Origin of the sequence: Paenibacillus sp. FSL R7-269, from assembly GCF_000517865.1 — a bacterium.
In the GTDB taxonomy this organism is placed as follows: Bacteria; Bacillota; Bacilli; order Paenibacillales; family Paenibacillaceae; genus Paenibacillus_AQ.
Genome location: NZ_ASPS01000115.1, coordinates 47194 through 64292 on the forward strand (window position 1 = coordinate 47194; position 17099 = coordinate 64292).

Consider the following 17099-nt stretch of genomic DNA (forward strand, 5'->3'; position numbering starts at 1 on the left):
AAATTCCTGCATTTCGTGCAACATTCCTTTGTAGTGTCCTGATATAGGCGATCCAGAGATGCATTATCTGCAACATTTTAATGAAATAGCTTAATGGGCATCGCTTTACAGATCATTTTGGTGCGTATTCCGTGTTCACTTAATTAGATTCCTCTTACGGCTTCCTTTATATAACTCTTCGCTTCAACCAAGGTTAACTGTGTAGATATAACGGATACGTTTAGTTCTTCTTGAGTTGTTTCATTGTATAGTGATTTTTCACCCAATGAATCAAGATCTCCAATTAATTTGTTTCCTAAGGAAGGGAGTTTACTTTGAACCTTAATGATGGAGAAATAATTGGCTTCAGTTTGTACAGCAAAAAAACCTAACCGTCTATACTCCACATAGACTTGACCTCTCATTAACCCACTCCTCCCCCTTTACCATTATTCTTATCTTGTTCTGCACTTTTATTATTGTTAGCTTCATTTTTCGGCTGAAAAATAGATCAATCATGAAGGAGATCATTGACTTTTTGTTGCCACATAAATATATTTATCATGGACACAAAAAGTGGGGTGAAGCGATGTCGTCCAAAAAGATGGGGCGTCCACTATCTGACAATCCCAAAAGTGAATTGATTCGGGTCCGTGTCGATCAAGAGATTTTGAGCAAGCTTGATGCTTGCACCGAGAAGCTCCAAACGACCCGTTCCGATGTGATCCGCAAGGGAATTGAAAAGGTGTTTGATGAGCTCCAAAAATAAAGAAGGAAGCAGCGTAAGTCCCACGAAGAACACCGCTACTTCCTATCCTGCAACCGCTTGAATAAGCAGACTGCATAAATATCCTACCATGTGCAGGAAGTTCATTCAAGCGGGTGCGATGAACAATTTATCCAAAGTGAGAAGCAGACAGACTGACTGATGTTACTGAAAAATCCCACCACAAGAATCTGTAGCAGGACTTTAGGCTTAGCTTATAGGATGATGTTGATCTGAGAATTGAAGGAATTAATCAGCCTTCCCCGTGATTGAATAATGAAAATCCAGGAGAGCTAGGTACGCCTGGCCCAACCACAATTGGCACTAAAATAATGCTAAGAACCGTAAGAAGTATAACGATCTTTTTCTTCATGAGAAGCTCCTCCTAAAAGTAAAGTATGATACTGGTCCTGAATTTCTTGACTGGCAACACTTCTATATCTTTCGAACAGAGTTACACTTTCCAGTATATACTTTTCATTGTTTATGCGTTGGAAATTTATTATAGTTTTTAACAATAAGTCAAAACCTTTAAGGAACTCTTCCTTGTACAAATAATAATAAGCAAGTTCATATATTAAATTAGCTTGCCGATCCATCGCAAGGTTTCTGGAATAGCTGCCTTTAACAAGATTATTTAATATCTCTTCTATCTCTTGCTGATATAACTCAAGTGTTCTATCAACATTAAGTTTATTTTTATTAGCTGCTCTCAAGATATGTAATAGACCCATGACTAGTTCATTTCTGTGCTTATCGATATATCCGACATATGATTCCAATACTGTGATGTCTCCACTTAACAGCTTTGTTATATAAATATTAGCTATGGACCATTCATGAAATAGATTTCTCCAATGCTCGACCTCATCGCCCTGCTCCCTTACCCAACTTAGATCAGAATAAGAATATTTATAACCCAGTGCCTCCTCATAATCCCCAAGCTCATCACAAACATTGCCCCGTAGCAAGTCACTGTAAGCGATATAGAAGAACAGGGGTCTGCCGGGGAGCTTGGTAGATTCGGACATTCGCCGTTCAGGACGGACCTTCAGCTCATATTGAATTCTGGCTTTGTGACCCATCTTGGCGGCACATTCATCGACCTTGTCCCAGCGCTGTAAGGAACGGTATGTATTGGCAAGCTCTTTGAGTGCGTCGAGCTGATCTATTTCGTCCAAGCGCTCAACGAAAGGTTCAAACCTGTTCGCTACCCACAGATTTCTGTCCTGATCATCGCTAAGCGAAATGGTAAACAACCGGTAATGGCAGAGCGCCAGCCGCTCTGAATGCTGGAATCGTTCAGTCTCGGCGACAATCTCATAGATTGCGGCAGCAGCCTCCATTTTCCCGGCGTTAAAAAGCTCTTCAGCCGTATCGAACAACAGGGGAGCGTACATCAAATTATCCATCACATGACGGGCTAATCTCCGAATACTATCCAGTTTGTCCAGCTCAGCACAACGGAGCAACAACGGGCCAACCCTGCGCCAGTCTGTAGAACCTTCAATAATGTAATTAGTGATGTACAGATCGTAGAAGAATCCCTCCTCCAGTCCCATGGCCCGGGTGATCCGGTCCAACTGCTGCATCGCAATAGGCCGGTGCCCGTTAATGATATTACTGAGTGTCCCGGAATGAAGCTGAGAACGCTTGGCGAATTGGGTAATCGTCAAATCCGTCTGTTTCAGATACTCCTCCAATTCCGATAAAATTGTGCTTGTTGCCTCCAAGTCACAACCACCTTTCTTATTATTTATGGCAATAAATTGAATAAAATTCCTTTTCACTATACAAAATATACCAGTGGTCGATTCAATTTTCAAGCTCTATTCATGTATTTTTCCTAAACTTTAAAATTTTGGCATTGCGATTGCCATTATAGGCATCCTGGTCATACACTATAGCGTAATGCATAGTTTAGAGTACAAAAAAAGACCCTGAGAATCCGCTCAAGGTCTAAGAAAAAGATTTAAATTTCTTTCGTATATTTTATGGATGGATCAGAATTTAAATGCTTAGTTATGGCTTCCTCCTGATGCAAAATACTCGTTAGTTCATTAATTTCAAAGTAATTTCTGAAAGCCCATTGCTTCTGCCTTGACTCTTTGCTTTGAACTTCTTTAGAATTTCCATACAATTTAATCACTACTGTTTTGTTACTGAGTGTCCGGATGTTAAAAGCCTGATCAAACTCCAGCAAACGCTCATAAGGGATAAACTGAAAATAGTCTGGTCCGAACCACATCATCCAGGTGGAACCAAACCAAATGTCTTTGACATAGGAGGAGCGTCCGGGAAGAGAGGTGGGATCGATTGCTACTGTAACACTATCCATCTTCTTAAGTTTTAATTCATCAGTCGACTTGCCATACTTCTCATATTGCCCTAGATCAACATTCTGCTGCCAAAAATAATCATCTTCAGGATATATGCAAGCTACAATTCCAATATTCTCTTCAAAAAAGGTATCTGCATAGGCTACCCACTCTTCCAATTTCATTCCACTGCTGGTATTAAGGCCAATAATCAGGGAGGCAGCATCCCTTCCTTTGTTGATCATGATCTGATTACCATTGGAATCCAGAACAGTTATAAAGACAGGAGCTTTCTTGCGTATTTCTTTTGTAAAACAACCAGAAAAATCCTTTTCGTTATAATTTAAAGCCTCACCTTTTGTTACTACAACAGACTTGAATTTTACTGGAATAAATCGTGGAGCCCTTTTGATCCAATCCAGTACATTTCCGAATTCCAGATATTTGTTTTGAAAAATAATTCTTAATTGGGTCTCGGGCATATGCAGCACCTGCTTCAGCAAAGAATATAACTAATAAAACCTCACATCATATAAGCCAAAATAATATCCCCGTTGTCTTCAAACTCCCCAGTCTCGGTAAATCCCACATCCTTATAGAGCTTGTTGGCCGTTAGATTATGCGGAATATGCGATACCCTGATCTGTGTGCAATCCTCGCGGTTGCTCAGCATCTTAATAACCTCTTTAATTGCTGCTTTCCCATACCCTTTGCCCTGAAATCTTCCGTCAATCATAAATCTCAGAATCCAATAGTAGCCGTCTGTATATCTCTCATTATCAAACAGAATAAATCCGACCATCTCTTCTTCATTGAAAATACCGTAGGGTACAGAGGTAGGTTCGTTAACTGCATGTACAAGAGAGTCAGCATTACTTGCCACCAAGTTCAGTTGCTCTGTACTCACACTCAATTGGATGCACTCGTGCTCCAGTTCAGGGGTTATCTTATGTAATTGAATATTCACGGTGTGATCTACCTCCATTATGAAATAAACTTTTATTGAATCGTATTTCTGTTGATCGTATACGATCTTCCTCCTGCTTACTTATCGTCAAAATTTTCGAGCCAATATACCGACTTTTCTGTAGTAGGTAGGGATTTAAGCAAATTTAATGTTTCTTGCTTTTTCAGCGTAAGTGTATCTTGCAGCTTTTCAGGAACTATATCTCGTATATCCTCCAACATACAGCATTCTTCAAACAATTCAACTATTTCCTTATTGGCATTATTTTGTTCTAGTAGTTGTGCTACGTATGGACGGTAGAAATAAGCATATGCATCTTCAAGTGTTAATGCCCCGTTAAGCAAAGCATCAAGCATTCCAACATTTAATATACATAAAAACTTTTGAATTTCATCTGAATGCTCCAATTCAATTTGTAAATTCAATATACCACTCCTTATTTAGGGTGTTGGCTGAGGAATATTATACGGGGCAGAGTATAATTCCATAACTTTTCCACTCCACAGACCCTCCAATATTTATCCCAAAGAATTGAGGGTCTAGAAATAGTTCTTGTATATTAGTACTGTTTGTTATGGTTAACTTTAAAGTGTCGCAGATAATTTCTTGGCTGTTAGCCTGCATATTGAACATCTCAATTCTGCTGACTTTGTTATCAACTAAACTATTGTCAAAAATAATATCACTAATACGTCAGAAATCACGGAAGAACGAGTATCTAAGGGTAGATTACTTGAATTTCATCATATACGTTCTTTACAACTGAGGAATCAGAAGAATTCTCTTTTGACTCCAATTGTATCATTGCTTGTACATCTTCCCAGCTAAGCCGCTTGTCCTGCTTCAACTTTAGAATGTCCAAAGCTGTCCACTGCGTTTGCCCGATAACCAGGAAATTGATCCAATACACATCCACCATAGATGCACCTGAATCAACAAGAACTCGAATATCCTCTACGCTCAAATCGGTGACATCCTGCAATGCTTTCCGGGATGCAATTGGATTAGAATTTTGCTTAATTGCTCTGGTTTGCAGCAGATTTTTTTCTGGAGGGTTTTATTCCTTAATGTCTGAAGAGCCTCTTGATTCGTGTCGTCATACACTTCATTCGATACAGTTACTTCTTCGTTAGTAACAGGTTGCTCAGAATTTATTAATTTGATTTCTCCACTTGGTGCAGGAGTTGAACTGGGCATAGGAACAAGTGAATCAGAAAAGAGCTTGTCCGGTGATTCAGGTGTAGGGGATGCGGACGGGGTTGGTACAGTATTAGCCAAGCGTTCCTGACTGCTTTCTGGAGCAGCCGCTACTTGCTTCATTGGCGGGAAACAGGATAACAACAAGACAATTGATAAAAGGATCGATAGAGGCTGTTTTGCTTTCTTAAAGAATTTCAACATAGACTCTCCTGTCTTAATGAAGTTGTATAATGAATAGCTTTAATTCCTTACATCAACTGAAAGCATTCCAATAATTCGGCTATTACCATATGCGTCATAGGAATAAACATGGGTTGAATAGGCACCTATTTCATTGTTATGTTTGTAATAAGGAATTCGAATTCTCCAGCTTGTACTGCTTAAACGTTCTCCCTCTATCCATGGTTCTTCAATATCGTCATGGCCATTTTTTTCAGTCCAGGTTGGAAAACGTACTGTTGCTACATTGGAAGGAATCCCATTAACGGTGATATCATAAAAACCACTACTAAGATACGCTATGTTTGAATACGTATATTTAATTGTATCAACTACATTAAACTCCCAAGCTCCACTATACTTTCCGTCTGCATAAACATGGGTTATATATCTGCCGAGCTCTGAGTTATGCTTGGAGTAAATAACGGTTCCTTTCCAAACACCATTAGCTACTTTAACCCCTTCAATCCATTCAAGATCATCCTGATCTTTATTTGCAGTCCATGTCGGAAATTGAACTTTCTGTGTTTGGGGATCTAGGCCATATATGTATACATCATAGGAAACTCCTGTAATATCGGTCTCACTGGATCCTCCTGTTCCACCTTGAACAATAACAGTTGGACCATTTAAACCACTTGAATTGTTATACTTATCATAGAAATAAATATCAGTGAAGTAATTTCCTGTTTCAAAGTTATGCTTGCTGAATGGTACACGTATTTTCCAGGTAGTATCATTTAACTTTTCGCCTAAAATCCATGGATTCTCTAAGTCATCTTGCCCCTTATTTTCAGTCCAGGTAGGGAATCTGACTTCACTAATGTTTCTTGCTACTCCTTCTACACTAATTTCGTAACTTCCATCTGCTAATGATGTAGACTTGGGAAAAGTAACTTTTGCCGTATTTTGGACTTGTACAGTTAACATTTTCAACAATGTTCCGTCAGCATAAATATGGGTATTGTAAATCCCGGTTAATCCTCCGTGTCTGGAGAGTACTACTGTAGCTTTCCAGACCCCAGGCGCAATCTTCTCTCCGTTAATCCATTCGATATCGTCCTGTCCGTATAATTCAGTCCAGGAAGGAAAGATTACTTGTTCTAGGTTTTCCGGGACTCCCTTTAAATAGATATCATAAGAGGCCGCAGAACTGCTAATAGTATAGGGTTCAGTTGAATGTGTAGTATATTTCTTTAAAACGTTCCCATTACTATCATAACTATATGAAACAAGAGAATTATTCGGAAGAATCTCTGTTTCCAATCTTCCTTTATTGTAAATATTTATTTGTTGCTTCTGAATCACTTCTCCTCTATCAACCAAGATATATTCAGACACTGCTTCATCAGCAGCCATAACATATTCGCCCTGAACGATTGATAAGAAACAGAGTGAAAAACAAATATAAATTTTTCTTATTAATTTTAATTCTCCCAAATAAAATACACTCCCCTTTTAACTTTTTCAGCATTCGATATAAGAGGTATAATGCTATCTTCCTTACAAAAGAACACAAAAAAAGCCCATACTTCAATTTCACAATGGGCAATCGTCGTAAGATAGACTTAAGAACTAATGAACAGTTCCTTCTTATGCACCCCTAATCACAATCATATGATAACAATATAAATTTGGAAATGGTGGAATATTGTCGAATCGTAGGAATTTTTGTATTATATAGTCGAATCCTTCACTCCTCCGCCCCCCGCCCCTTCGCCTCCGCCTCCGCATACTCCTGAATAATCAGGCTGCCGCCGCTGGTATGCCATTTCTCGACCTCGCCGGCGAAGCCGGTGGCGTCGATGTTGCCGAGAATGTAATTGTAAGTGGCATCTACGATGATAGCGGAGAGCTCGGCGTTCTTCTCGTCATAGGTTGGCGAGGTTAGCGATACGGTGGGATCATCGACCAGAAACTGCTCGTTATCCCGGCTGAGCTGGTCGGCCAGGGCGGTGAGCTGCTCTTTTTGTGCGACCTCCTTGATATGCGTATTGCCCACATCGGCGATCATCAGGGAATTGAGCGGATTGACCTCATACACCCGCAGCTGGGATGTCTCTTCAGGAAGAATCACTTTTCCCTCCCCGTCCAGCTTATAGTGGCGGCCCTCGAAGCCGTAAGCCATCAGGTTGGCTACATCCTCATCCATCGTGCGGTCGAAGAATCTAAGCATCTGCTTCAGCTCCTGCTCGGTAGCAATGGCTTTACGTGAAAAGAGGTACAAGCCATTGTACTTGGGTATGGACCATACCTTATATCCGTCCGGCCCCTTAATCCGGTTAATCAGCGTCAGCTCCGCCTTGGGGTTGATCGCCTTGGCCTCAATGGAGAGCCGCTGCACATCCGTCATGCTCCCGATGAAGATCCCCGCTGTTCCCCGGATGAACTTGTCCCGCTGTACCTCTTTGCTGGTCAGGGCGAAATCCTGGTTAATGATCTGCTCCTTGTATAACTTACGCATGAAGTTCATCGTGTTCATATATTCAGGCGTGGCGAATTCCGGGACGAACTGTCCATCTTCGATTGTCCAGTTATTCGGCGTGCCGAAATAGGAGCTTAACGTCTTGAATACCCCGTACACCAGATCGTTGCGGTCCACCAGCCCGAGGGTGTCTGGCTTGCCGTTGCCGTCCGGGTCATTCATGGTGAACTGCTTCATCACCTCATACAGCTCCTCCAGCGTTCCGGGCGGACGGAGATGCAGCTTCTCCAGCCAGTCCTTACGGATAATAATACCCTGCCGGGAGGCCGGTCTTTCCGTATAAAGGCCATAGATTCCTCCGTCCACTGAAGTCTGCTTAAGAATCGCCGCATTCAGCTGACCGAGATTCGGAAATTCCGCCAGATAGGGACCAATCTCCCAAAAAGCGCCGGAGCGGATCATATTCTTGACCGGATTATAATCGGTGAATTTCACGAACGTCACTTTGCCGAGAGAGCCGGTGGTCAGTGCGGTATTCATTTTGTCCGTGTAGACGCCCTCCGGTACCCAGGTAATATTGAGCTGTGTCCCGGTCAGTCGCTCAATCTCGGCGATCAGCTCCGCTGAAGGCGTCTGCGGAAAATGCAGCGGTGCCAGAATCGAGATCGGCGCCGGGGCGCCCGCTGAATCGGAACGCTCAGACTCCCCCCCGCTGCAAGCGCTTAACATCATGAACGATAAGAACAGGATGAAGCACACTGCAAGAGCTTTCTTCCTGCCCGTTAACCGGTTGAACATTCCATAACCCCCTGAAGCGTAATATTTATCTGCCTTAGAAGCCTATCTATTGATTAATGTAGCTTATGTATGAATGATTAGAGAAAATGATTATTGCGGCACCAGATGATTATTGTTATTATCCTTCGTGATGCATACACTTAAGACAGTGATTTCTCTATTTCATGCAAAGGTGCTGAACGCTGTTGAAACATCTTAGCTTTCTCAGTAAATTAACTATGTTCGCGTTCGCCATCAGCATCCTGCCGGTGTTGTTCATTGGATCGTTCTCCTATTTCACATCCTCCAGCGAAATTCAAAAAAATGTTAACGAAAGCAAAAAGGAACTCATTTTACAAATTACCTCAAATGTAGAGCATAAGCTGAATACTGTCAACCAGACCTTGAACCAGGTCGTGAACTCTTCGGTGCTGAAGAAGGCGATGAACAACCCGCTGAATGAGAACGATTTCATTTTATATAACGACATCCGCAATGAGATCCGCAATATGCAGTCCTTCGATACCCGGCTGGAGGATGTCATCCTGCTTAATCAGCGCCAGAACTGGATGATTAAGAATTCCGGGCTCTACCGGCTGAATGAATACCGCAATTACGAGCAGCTGACGAATCTGTTGAATGTGGAAGGCAGCTCCTCCTGGGTGCTGAACCCCTCCTCCCTGTTCTACAGTGAAGAGAGCATTAACGTGACCGGCTGCAAGTACAGCATCAGTCTGATTAAGAAGCTGCCGACGACCAAGCTGCAGAAATACGGACTGGCTCTGGCCAATATTCCGGCCTGCAGTCTTCAGGACTTCATTAATCCCGATATGCAGCCGCTGGACAGTATTATGGTGCTGGATAAAAGCGGACGGATTCTGCTGCATCCGGACCGTAAGCTGATCGGAGAGCCTGCGACCGCAGCCGGATTCACAGGCTTCGGGCAGATCGCCGCTGCCGCTGAGCCGTCGGGACAATTCAAGACGAAGCTTAATGAAGCCGATTATTCAATCACCTATATGCGTTCCCAGTTGAACGGCTGGATCTATCTGTCGGCCACCTCCATCAAGAGTCTGACCCGCGAATCCGGCAAAATCGGCACCTACACGGTATTCGTCTGCACGTTCATGCTGCTGTTATCTGTGCTGCTGGCGTGGCTGGGCTCCCGGCGCATGTATACACCCATCGAACGGCTGCTCACCCAGATTGGACTGCGCCGTCCCGGTCTGCGGGCAGGGCGTACGGATGAATTCCAGCTCATCGGCGAGCAGGTGCACTCCCTGTTCCAATCGAAGTCACAGCTGGAGAAGGAGGTCAGCCAGCATCTCGGACAGGTACGGACCTTCTTTCTGATTCAGGCATTCGGAGGCAATCTTAGAAGACGCGAGCTGATGGAGGAGCTGGAGCAATACGGATACGGCAAGCAAGTCGAGGAATGGAAGACGATGGCTGTCATTACGCTGAGCATCGACTTCTCCGAGGAGAACAGCTATGAGAAAAAGGATCTCAATCTGCTGTTATTCGCTGCGCACAATATGACTCAGGAGCTGGTCTCTGCGCAGCACAGGCTAACCCCTGTGATGATGGGTCATGCGCTGGCAGTCGTTATCGGCAGTGAGGATGAGAGCACGGAAGCTTTTCACCGGATGCTCTATGCGCTTACGGAGAAGCTCCAGCAGGAGATTAACGGGGTCCTGAAGCTGCAGGTCAGCATTGGGCTTAGTCTGCCGTTTCATTCGTTTGACAAAATGTCCATTGCCTATAGGGAAAGCCTTGAAGCTCTGAAGCACCGGATTACCCTGGGCAAAGGCATCATCATCCAGTACGAGAATATCAATTCCGGCAAGCATTATCTCAATCTGAACTACCCGACCCACACGGAAAATGACCTGATGGATGCCATCAGGCTGGCCGACAGCGATAAAGCGAAGGAGCTGCTGCATAAGCTGTTCAAGTGTATTTTTGCGCTGGGACTGTCGCCGCAGGAATATCAGATTCCGCTGACCCGGCTGCTGAACAATACGCTCATTATGATGCAGGAATCGGGAATTACGCTGAATCAGATCTACCATGCGAGCGGTTCCCTGTTCGAGGAGCTAACCGATCTGCATATTGTGGCCGAGATTGAAGACTGGTTCTGGACCATCGTGATCCAGCCGGTTATCGTCATCTTCCACAGCAGGCAGAACGCCCAGTACCATAATATCTCCGAGAAGCTGATCGACATCGTCCAGCATGAGTATGATCAGGATCTGACGCTGGAGGAGTGTGCTTCGCGGCTGCACTATAACGCCAACTACATCAGCAGTGTGTTCCGCAAGGAGACGCAGTATTATTTCAGTGATTATCTGAGCATGTACCGGTTCAAAATGGCCAAAAAATGGCTGGAGGAGACCGATATGCCCGTGAAGGATATCGCCTCCCGCCTGAGATACAACAATTCACAGAATTTCATCCGTTCCTTCCGCAAGCAGGAGGGGATGACCCCCGGCCAGTACCGTGACAGCTTCCACACGAAGCTCAGAGCGGTCCCGGGCGATGAGTAGGCGCTGTGCCTTCAGGGGGGGCCTTGAGCCTCTGCAGCTTTCTGCGTCTGATAAACCATGTAAGAAGTAAGGCCAGAATAAGCAAGATGCCGCCTACAGTAATCGCAATATTTCTGATATCCGGTACATAGACTACCAGCTGAATAGGCTCGGAATCCGCAAGGGATACATGCCAGGTTAAGGTATTGCCGTCTTGCTCAGCCGCATTATTAGCCCCGTATAGATCATAGGGAATCGTTAATTTGAAATCGACGGAGAAGCTGCCCATCAGCAGGCGCACCAGGGACTTAGGGACATTCAAGCTGCCGATGCCGTCGATAATCTCATCGGAGTAGGCGTTCAGCTTAGGCTGGGCCACCACATCGTATTTGGTATACAGCCACCTGTCCGTCTGTCCCACCTTGGCCTCTACAATATCGAAGCCGCTGCTGCTGTTCTTCAATTCCTCCATGGAGGCGTAGGATTTCTGAAATTGGTATTCGGTGGATTTGCCGCTTGCTGTCTTCTTCAGCTCTATACCTGCGGCCGCCAGCCGGGTGGTTAGAAGCTCTTCCGCTTTGCCGCTGACCAGCTTCTCTGCCCGGGCATCCAACATAAGGCTGAAGGCCAGATCCAGGGAGCCGTCCTTCTTCACGGTTACATGGGCCGTGCCTTGCGCGCAGCCTGTGAGCAGCAGGACAAGCATGAGCATAATCAGTATTGCCTTGATTCTAATCGCGTTCAACCTGCGTTTCTTCAACCTCTGTCCCTCCATCCGCTGACTGTTGCTACTAGCTTAACCGAACCTTGAAGAAGCGAATCTGCGCTTATGGAGTCAAGCTTATCACATGCCGGGAGGTACAGAAAGCCCCCAGCCTGCGGATATCCGTAAGCTGGAGGCTTCCCTGCGCGTAATCTTGTTATTTTTTCAAATGATAAGGGACGGTAGTGATAATTACATTGCGCCGGTACAGCAGATGCGCGCGGATCAGCAGACTGGACTGGTTATGCAGAATATTATGCCAGCCCTTCTTCGGTATGAATTGAGGAACGATGACGGTCACCTGATAATTCGACTCGCTCGCCTTGCGCTGAACCGTATCAATGAACTTGCTCAATGGATGAATGATACTGCGGTAAGGCGAATACAGCGTCACCAGCCGCACCTCCGGATGGAATTTCTTCCATTTCTCTTCGAAAATAGCGTCATCCTCGCGCTCGAACGGGATGTGGACGGCAATAATCTGTTCTGCGCCCAGCGACTTGGCATACCGCAAGGAATTCTCTACCACATGGGTAATACCGGCCACCGGCAGAATGATGATATTCCCCTCAATCGCCAGTGGCGGCTCACCGCAGGTGGCTACCCGCAACTGATCGGCAACCGATTCATAATGCTTGTAGATACGGTAGAAGAACAGGATAATTAGCGGCAGGAAGACCAGCACCGGCCAGACCTGCGTGAATTTGGTCAGGAAGAACATCATCGTAACAATGAAGCTGATCAGTGCTCCAATTGCATTAATGATCAGCTTGGGCAGCCAGCCTTCCGGCTTGTGCCGGAGCCATTTGACGATCATGCCCGTCTGCGACAGGGTGAACGGGATGAAGACCCCGACTGCATACAGCGGAATAAGATGCTCCGTCCGTCCCTCAAAGGCAATGATCAGGATAATCGACAAGATACCCAAGCTGAGAATTCCGTTCGAGTACCCCAGCCGGTCTCCGCGTACGGTGAACATCCGGGGAATGAATTTATCCTTCGCCAGATTCACAGCCAGCAGCGGGAACGCGGAATATCCGGTGTTCGCCGCCAGAACCAGAATTAAGGCTGTTGTTCCCTGCACGACATAATACATGAAGTTGCGGCCAAAGACATGCTCGGCAATATCGGACACCACCGTGACTTGTTCACGCGGAGCAATGCCGTAATAATACGCCAGGAAGACGATGCCTGAGAATAACAGCGCGAGCAGAATCCCCATTGCCGCCAAGGTTTTGGCTGCATTATTCGGTGCCGGTGCCTTGAAATTGGGGATCGCATTCGATATCGCCTCCACCCCCGTCAGCGCCGAGCTGCCCGAGGAGAACGCCCGCAGCAGCAGGAACAGGCTGATTCCGGCCACCGGTGTTCCCAGTGAGGTATGAAGCTCCGCCGGTACTCTTCCAGTCAGCACGTTGAACAGACCCAGACCAATCATAATGAACATCGCCAGGACGAACAGATAGACCGGATACGCCAGGAAAGAGGCCGACTCGGTGACCCCGCGCAGATTTAGCGTCGTGATCAGCAGTACGAAGATGATGGCAATGATTACATTATAAGGATGCAGACTCGGAAAAGCTGAAGTGATCGCGTCTGTTCCCGCAGAGACACTGACCGCTACGGTTAGTATATAATCGACGAGCAAGGAGCCCCCGGCAATCAGACCCGGATATTTGCCCAGATTCTCCTTGGATACGACATAAGCCCCGCCGCCCTGGGGATAGGCGAAGATGATCTGCCTATAGGAGAGTATCAGGGCCAACAGCAGCACCAGTACCCCGCCTGCAATAGGAATGGAATACCAGAACGCGGCTGTACTAACCGTGATCAGCACCAGCAGAATCTGCTCCGGGCCATAAGCCACAGAGGACAAGGCATCCGAGGACAGAATGGCCAAGGCCTTAGTTTTGTTTAGCTTCTGTTCTCCCAGCTGATCGGACTTCAGCGGCCGTCCGATCAGGAACCTTTTTACCGAAGACATCATCATCACTCACCGACTTTTTTAAAGTTATATTACCCCTGGTGCACGATTAAAATCTGAACCTTTAACTGGATACAGACACTATTTTTGCTGCCCGTTCGATACTACATTAATTCTTTTATCACCATCTGTATATATGCAGATATCCTAGACAAACTCCAAACCATGAATAATAAATGTAATTCGCCGAAAGACACAGCAAACGGGACCAAGCAGGCTGTCCGCTCCGTCCCGTTTGCTTATTTCAGCTTTTTTTGCTATATTCAGCCATTTTCAGGCTGTCTCAGAGCCAGTCCTGTGTAAGCAGCGTCCGCAGCAGCTCCGCCTGCTCCCTGCCGATCCGGGCCGTGATTTCGGCCTCAATATTCTGCTTGATCTCCAGCATACTCCGACAAGCCGCTGTTCCCTTCGCAGTGAGCACGATAGGCTTGTCCCGGCTGTTGCCTTCCTTAGCAGCAGTATCTACGTAACCTTCAGCCAGCAGATTGTTGATCGTCTTTTGCGTGCCCTGGCGGGAAATGCCGATCAGCCTGCTGATCTCCGAAATGGACAGAACGCCGTGCTGCTCCAGCATCGCCAGAATATGCGTCTCCGTCTTATTCAGCGGCTCGCCGCTCATCTGGTTCACCTTGTCGCGCAGCACCTTATGCTTCTCGCTGATCATATCGACCAGATTCAACCCGCTCATATATTCCTCCATTTACAAGACCTCCATGATAGAAATAAAGTTCCGTCAGCGCACGAGCCCACCTTAAGATACCCGCTGAAATCCTGCACACAATACAACAATCCCCTCATACTATCGGGCTTATTCCATAATATGTTGTAAGAAAGGCATGATTCCTCCCTACATATGCAGCTTGTCAGCACAATTCTTGTATTTCATACAACAACCCTTCTGAATGGACTATTAGATATGAATCAAATTGTACTTTTTACAACAATGACCCATCACGGACGGGCAATCCATATCATACTTATTGTCAACTAGGTTGACAATAAGTCTTCGCACTGTTACTATAAGTGAAGTTTGACAAACTTACATTTAAGGGAGTTCGGAAACATGGGCAGCAACAAAAAAGAAGCTTTAATTTTCACCAGTATGATGTGTTTTTGCATGGTCATCTTTATGTCTTTTTACAATGTGATTATAGCGAACGGATTCAACAGCAGGCTGTTCACGGATGTGGCTGTGGGCTTACTCCCGGCACTTGCCGTTGCCCTGTTCTGCGATATTGTGGTGGTTAGCAGAATTGCCAAAGGACTGGCCTTCAAAATAGTGAAGCCTTCTGCGCCCCAGATCCGCAAAATACTGACGATCTCATGCTTCATGGTCTGCGGCATGGTCATCCTCATGTCTCTATACGGCACACTAGCACACTTTGGATTCGGGGACAACTTCTTCCGTCATTACTTCTCCATCCTGGGGCTTAATTTCATCTGTGCCCTGCCACTCCAGCTGCTGGTTGCCGGTCCGCTGACCCGCTTCCTGTTCAGCCGGATATTTCCGGTCCGTACGGCAGCACCGGGCGTCTAAGGCTGGCTGAAACCACTAGGCCGCTTATCCGAATACGGGCATGGCCACCAGCCAAGGACTGAGCGGTGTTCCCGCCACACCAAAAAGGGTGTTCAGCCAGCCATGATCTCATGGCTGTGCGGAACACCCTTGTCCGGGCTTCATCCTATTGACTATTTATTCCATGAAAGACAAGCGCCCATCCCGCAGCCGTACACTGCCGCCCTTAGCATAGAAGCTTAGTCCAGAGCAGATACCTCCGGGGAAGACCAGGCTGGTGATGGCGGTGAGGCCGTCATTGGCGAATACCTCCACCGAACAGGCATCCAGCAGGATACGCAGGTTCTTCAAGATGCCCATTTCCCCGGTGCTCTGGGGATCGGGGAATATGTCTGAGAAGCTGGTCTCGCCGGACTGATCTCTGCGCAGGGTTAGAGTGCCATCGACAACAGAGTAGACGAGTTCGGTATACTCGGTAGCGGTATGATGAATAATAAGACCGAATTCTTCCGCTTCATTATCCGCAAGCGCAATCCGCAGCTCCAAGGCGGAATCCTTGCACTTGATATCCTGGCGCTCGCCCGGTATCAGCAGCATCTCCGGCAATGTCCCAGACTCTGCCGCAAAGTAACGGTCTAGCTCCGCTACCGGCTGCTGGAGGATCAAGGTGCGGCCTTCTGCCTCATGCAACGTCAGTACCCGCGGAATCGTCATCGCTCCGCGCCAGCCCTGGCTTGGAACATGGTTGGCATAACGCCAGTTGCTCATCCAGCCGACGAAGATCCGCCGCCCGTCCGCCGCCGGAATGTCGGAGAAGCTGACCCCCGCGTAGTTATCCTTACCATAATCCAGCCAGCGGATGTCGCTGTGCTCCGGCGTGAACACGGAGCCGTCAAACTCACCGACGAAATATTGCGTCCGCGAGCCGTATCGCTGCCCGCTGTTATCACCGATGCTGACCAGCAGCACCCACTTGCTGTCTCCTGTCCCTTCAACCGGGAGCTGGAACAGGTCCGGGCATTCCCATACCGCATCATGAGAGCCTGCGCCTTCGCCGAATTCACTCTCCAGGCTCCACTCCCGAAGATTCGGGGAGGAGTAGAACGTAATCGTCTGATCGGTCGCCAGCACCATAATCCATTTCCCGTGAGAACCGGACCAGAACACCTTCGGATCACGGAAATCCGCCTTGGAAGAATGGGTCAGCACCGGGTTGCCTGCATACTTAATCCAGGTCCGGCCATTGTCATGGCTGTAGGCCAGGCTTTGTCTCTGTACGGCAGGCGACGATGCCGTCGGCTCCAGATGACTGGTGTAGACTGCGACGATACCCGGCTTCTCCGGGAACAGTCCGCTCGTATTGTTCCAGTCTACGATGGCACTGCCGGAGAACGCATAGCCGTGATCGTCCGGATACAGTGCAATGTCCAGCTCCTCCCAGACAATCAGGTCTTTACTGACTGCATGGCCCCAGTGCATTGGCCCCCAGATGGAGGAATGCGGATGATACTGATAGAACAAATGATATTCCCCTTCGAAATAAACCAGTCCATTCGGATCATTCAGCCAATGCTGCGCCGGCGTAAAATGCAGCGCCGGCCTGTGTTTGGTTCTCCCGATAATCTCCACTCCATTACCACCTTTATCTGTTTATAGGTTA

General features: G+C 46.7%; 16 protein-coding genes. 3 read left to right on the forward strand and 13 right to left on the reverse strand.

Annotated features, from left to right (window positions below):
• Positions 1-143: 143 nt before the first annotated feature.
• Positions 144-404, reverse strand: a complete 261-nt coding sequence (locus C162_RS31965; RefSeq protein ID WP_036701826.1) for a hypothetical protein — start codon at positions 402-404, stop codon at positions 144-146.
• 92 nt (positions 405-496) lie between these two features.
• Here C162_RS31965 and C162_RS31970 point away from each other — a divergent pair, with 92 nt between their 5' ends.
• A complete protein-coding gene (locus tag C162_RS31970) occupies positions 497-748 on the forward strand; it encodes a CopG family transcriptional regulator (RefSeq protein WP_235218593.1) in 252 nt (83 codons plus the stop codon).
• 332 nt (positions 749-1080) lie between these two features.
• Here the strand turns inward: C162_RS31970 and C162_RS31975 are convergent, their stop codons facing one another.
• The 8 genes from C162_RS31975 to C162_RS32010 all read right to left on the reverse strand — a co-directional run bounded on the left by C162_RS31975 (position 1081) and on the right by C162_RS32010 (position 8672).
• Complete coding sequence (locus tag C162_RS31975) at positions 1081-2478, reverse strand: helix-turn-helix transcriptional regulator (protein ID WP_036701828.1); 1398 nt, start codon at positions 2476-2478, stop codon at positions 1081-1083.
• 239 nt (positions 2479-2717) lie between these two features.
• Positions 2718-3545: a hypothetical protein gene (locus C162_RS31980; protein WP_036701829.1), complete on the reverse strand. Its 828-nt coding sequence runs from the start codon at positions 3543-3545 to the stop codon at positions 2718-2720.
• Positions 3546-3586: 41 nt separating this feature from the next.
• Entirely contained in the window at positions 3587-4030 is a 444-nt protein-coding gene (locus tag C162_RS31985) for a GNAT family N-acetyltransferase (protein ID WP_051494089.1), read from the reverse strand.
• A 77-nt stretch (positions 4031-4107) separates the two neighbouring features.
• Positions 4108-4455: a DUF3969 family protein gene (locus C162_RS31990; protein WP_036701833.1), complete on the reverse strand. Its 348-nt coding sequence runs from the start codon at positions 4453-4455 to the stop codon at positions 4108-4110.
• 293 nt (positions 4456-4748) lie between these two features.
• A complete protein-coding gene (locus tag C162_RS31995; protein ID WP_036701835.1) occupies positions 4749-4994 on the reverse strand; it encodes a hypothetical protein in 246 nt (81 codons plus the stop codon).
• Positions 4991-5431, reverse strand: a complete 441-nt coding sequence (locus C162_RS32000) for a hypothetical protein (protein WP_036701837.1) — start codon at positions 5429-5431, stop codon at positions 4991-4993. Before C162_RS32000 ends, C162_RS31995 begins: the two co-directional genes overlap by 4 nt.
• Before the next feature lie 39 nt (positions 5432-5470).
• A complete protein-coding gene (locus C162_RS32005) occupies positions 5471-6889 on the reverse strand; it encodes a GBS Bsp-like repeat-containing protein (RefSeq protein WP_235218594.1) in 1419 nt (472 codons plus the stop codon).
• A 253-nt stretch (positions 6890-7142) separates the two neighbouring features.
• Positions 7143-8672 carry an extracellular solute-binding protein gene (locus tag C162_RS32010; protein WP_036701839.1) on the reverse strand — a complete coding sequence of 510 codons (1530 nt, stop codon included), beginning with the start codon at positions 8670-8672 and terminating at the stop codon, positions 7143-7145.
• A gap of 185 nt (positions 8673-8857) precedes the next feature.
• Between C162_RS32010 and C162_RS32015 the strand changes: the two genes are divergently transcribed.
• Positions 8858-11197 carry an AraC family transcriptional regulator gene (locus C162_RS32015; RefSeq protein ID WP_036701841.1) on the forward strand — a complete coding sequence of 780 codons (2340 nt, stop codon included), beginning with the start codon at positions 8858-8860 and terminating at the stop codon, positions 11195-11197.
• Here the strand turns inward: C162_RS32015 and C162_RS32020 are convergent.
• From C162_RS32020 to C162_RS32030, 3 genes are all read right to left on the reverse strand, one after another.
• A complete protein-coding gene (locus tag C162_RS32020; protein ID WP_036701843.1) occupies positions 11172-11936 on the reverse strand; it encodes a DUF3153 domain-containing protein in 765 nt (254 codons plus the stop codon). The two genes, C162_RS32015 and C162_RS32020, sit on opposite strands and share 26 nt — an antisense overlap.
• 160 nt (positions 11937-12096) lie before the next feature.
• Positions 12097-13926 (reverse strand): APC family permease, encoded by a 1830-nt coding sequence (locus C162_RS32025; protein ID WP_036701889.1) that lies wholly within the window; start codon positions 13924-13926, stop codon positions 12097-12099.
• Between the two features lie 280 nt (positions 13927-14206).
• On the reverse strand, positions 14207-14623 hold the full coding sequence (locus C162_RS32030) for a MarR family winged helix-turn-helix transcriptional regulator (protein ID WP_036701844.1): 417 nt from the start codon (positions 14621-14623) through the stop codon (positions 14207-14209).
• Positions 14624-14986: 363 nt separating this feature from the next.
• Between C162_RS32030 and C162_RS32035 the strand changes: the two genes are divergently transcribed.
• Complete coding sequence (locus tag C162_RS32035; protein ID WP_036701845.1) at positions 14987-15460, forward strand: DUF2798 domain-containing protein; 474 nt, start codon at positions 14987-14989, stop codon at positions 15458-15460.
• Positions 15461-15616: 156 nt separating this feature from the next.
• Here the strand turns inward: C162_RS32035 and C162_RS32040 are convergent, their stop codons facing one another.
• Complete coding sequence (locus C162_RS32040; RefSeq protein ID WP_036701846.1) at positions 15617-17068, reverse strand: glycoside hydrolase family 32 protein; 1452 nt, start codon at positions 17066-17068, stop codon at positions 15617-15619.
• Between the last annotated feature and the right edge of the window lie 31 nt (positions 17069-17099).